1 protein-coding gene is annotated in these 3259 nt (G+C 28.8%); it reads left to right on the forward strand.

Going from position 1 to position 3259, the window contains the following annotated elements:
- Positions 1–1453: 1453 nt before the first annotated feature.
- Positions 1454–2104, forward strand: coding sequence for a hypothetical protein (locus tag DMG62_23735; GenBank protein ID PYY20342.1), 651 nt, complete (start codon positions 1454–1456; stop codon positions 2102–2104).
- Positions 2105–3259 lie beyond the last annotated feature (1155 nt).

Genomic DNA, 3259 nt, shown 5'->3' on the forward strand with positions numbered 1-3259 from the left:
TACTTCTTAACAGTCATCATGGAAGTTTGATCAGTTTCAGTTTTTTCAAACCATTCTCAAGACGTTTAATAAAGTAATTAAACCCTAACTTTAAAAGGTATTTTGCTTATCTTTAGTATTATTACACCAAACTATTTTAACCTTATCATTTACATTTTCGCATGTGTCAATGATTCAATTTAAACTTGTTTTAGACAAAGATGATTAATATTTATCACAAGGTTTAAACCTTAAATTAAATTGATCTACTGATTACAAATAATACGCATTGTTGCATTATCTTTGATGTAGATCATTTTACGTTAAAAATATTTCTTTTTTTTTCAAATTTTTAATAATTTTTTTAAAACCTTCTTGTTTATATTTTTATATCTAGTAATCAATAAAAATAGCAACAATGATTCCAGCATACAATTTAGTTGAATTGGGACTAGAAAATTATGAAGAAAATGAGCTTGTATTAAACACAGTGCATGATTTAATGCAATTTTTTATTAATAAAGAAAACTGCACTTGCCGTTCTTCAAAAAAGGATTTAAGTAAATGTTATGAAAAAGTTGGGTTTAAACGTTTTTTCCAACGACATCTTGAGATACGTAGTTTAGGAAAAATGGAACTTGAAATATTTTTAAAAGCTCAACTTATGTCTTTTGAAATAACTAATGAAAAAGCAAATAATGAAAGCAAATCAAGAATTACTTATAAATACAATTTCAACACCTCTCTTCCTCTTTGTAAAACTGTTTATTTGAAATTAAATGGAATAACTGAATACTTTCTTTCAGCTATCCAAAAACATTTACAAGAAAATGGACTTGCAGAACGAATTCATGGTAATACTGGACATTTCCCAAAACTTTCATCACGGGTTTTTATTGATTTCAACCTTTCTTTCACAGTAAAACAATTTTTAATACAATACAGTAATACTTATGGATTGCCATCACCATTGAGACATAAAACAGATTCAGATGTATTTATTTATTTACAAACAGACACAAACTATAAATTAGTTTATCAAAAATATAATGATTACTTTAACATTGAATATCCAAATCAAAAGGTTATGTCTTACAATAGTTTTGTAAAACTTTGGCATGAATTAGTGCCATATATTAAGTTCCAGCCACCAGCAAGTGATTTATGTGAAACTTGTGCAAACTTCAAAGCAGAATTAGCAGTAATAAAAGATGATATAGAATTGACTAATAAGAGAATTCAGTATAGAGAACACTGAGATGCAGCAGATCTTGAACGTGAACATTATAATAATATTATAATTGAAAGTAAGAATGATTTATCTATTGCTCATATCTGTTATGACTGGGCTCAAAATGTATCAATACCTTATATACCACAGCAAGTAGGAGCAATTTTTTTTAAAAATACTTTTTCCGTACATTTATTTGGCGTGTGTAAAACTGAAGAAGGTAATAATCACCAATTAAATTTTATGATCGGAGAAGATGAATTTCCTAAGGGCACTGCTAAAGGTGCTAACACTACATTAAATTTAGTTTATCATGCTCTTAAAGAATTTGCCAAAGAAGGAAAAAAACATTTAAAAATTACTTGTGATAATTGTGCAGGCCAGAACAAAAACAATTTATCTCTTTGGTTTTGGGCATGGTTAATCATGTTAAAATGGTATGATGATATTACTGTAAATTTTATGATCCCAGGACATACGAAGTTTATTTGTGATTCTTATTTTGGTAAGATTAAAAAAATTTATTGGAAAACAAAAATTAATACTATGGATGATATTGAACAAGTTATAAAGATTTCAACAGAAGGAAATAAAGCAGTTCGTTATAAAGATGGGTTAGGATGGACTTGGTACGATTTCGATAACTTTTTAAAACCTCATTTTAAACCCCTTCCTAATATCAAACAATATCATCATTTTCGTTTCAGTAATTCAATTAATGATATTGGAAAAGTTTATATTTCAAAAAAATCTGGAGGAGAAGAATCCTCTTTCTTATTGTTTAATAGTAATAAGTTTGATGTTAATGGAGAGTTAAATACAATTCCTGTTTCTTTATTAACAATTGAACGAAAAAATTATTTATATACCAAAGTTCGTCAGCATGCATGTTGATGATCCTTATAAAGATGTTCATTTTTCTAAACCTGAAACTTAATAATAAGCTTTAAAATTATTTTGTATATTTGTTTTAAGAAGAAAAATAAATAAAAATCATAAAATTTTCATCTATGTATGTAAAACTAATCTTTTAGCTGGTAAAGGAGGTAAAAGAGACGATCAATAAGTGTCTGAAACGCTCTACCCATCCTAATTGACACAATTTAGTGAAGCAAAAAAAAAATTCCCCAAGCCATCACCGTACAATCTTAATTTTCCAAGGAATTAGTTCCTAAAACAAAAATAGAAAAAAAGGTTAACGAGTCTAAAAAAAATCACAAAAAATCTACCCTAAATCCAAACTTACCGTTTCCTAAATGACAAACTTCAATAAATCTAGAATTACAGTCATGCTCTAAGAAAGTCCATGAGGTCAGTCCCCTAAGAAAAAAGAGAAGGTTAGTGCCCTTCTTAAGCAAAATGACGAGATCTCCTCTAAATCTAATTACCACAAGAAAAGTTCATTAATCAGTTTCCTAAAATGAAAAAAAAAAGTTAGTAATGTTTCTTAAACGAAATGAAGAACCCTCTCTAAATCTAACGCTAATTACCATTTACCACAAGTCCAGTTCTAAGAAAAGTCCATGAACTGGTTTTCTAAAAAGAAAAAAAAAGAGAAGGTTAATACCATTTCTTAAATAATGACAAAAAACCCATTCAAAAATCTAAGAATCATCTTACCGCAAGTTTGGTTTCTATAAGACCAGTTTACTAAAAGAAAAAAAAGAAAGTTAATGCCGTTTCTAAAAAGAAAGAACAAAAAGCCCAAACTTACCAGTTAACCAAGTCTTCGTCGCAATTTGCAGTTAAAAATTTGTAGCCAATTAACAAGTCCAAGTAGGTCCGAGATGACGAGACGTAACCTACGAAAAGTATAAAAAAGAATTAACGTTAATTCATCAGAAGTCGATTTTATTGGCGGTTAAGTAATTTGTGTAACAATATTTCAGAAGTCGATTTTGCTGGCAACGGGGTAAACTAAAATACCGGTTAAAATAGTTTGTGTAACAATAGTTCGGAGGTTGATTTTGCTGGCAACGGGTAAACTAAAATACCGGTTAAAATAGTTTGTGTAACAATAGTTCGGAGGTCGATTTTGCTGGCAACGGA

It is taken from the genome of Acidobacteriota bacterium (assembly GCA_003225175.1).
In the GTDB taxonomy this organism is placed as follows: Bacteria; Acidobacteriota; Terriglobia; order Terriglobales; family Acidobacteriaceae; genus Gp1-AA112.

Bases quoted from the DNA above. Each gene is read 5' to 3' on its own strand.
- DMG62_23735 (PYY20342.1), top strand. From the start codon at position 1,454: ATGATCGGAGAAGATGAATTTCCTAAGGGCACTGCTAAAGGTGCTAAC.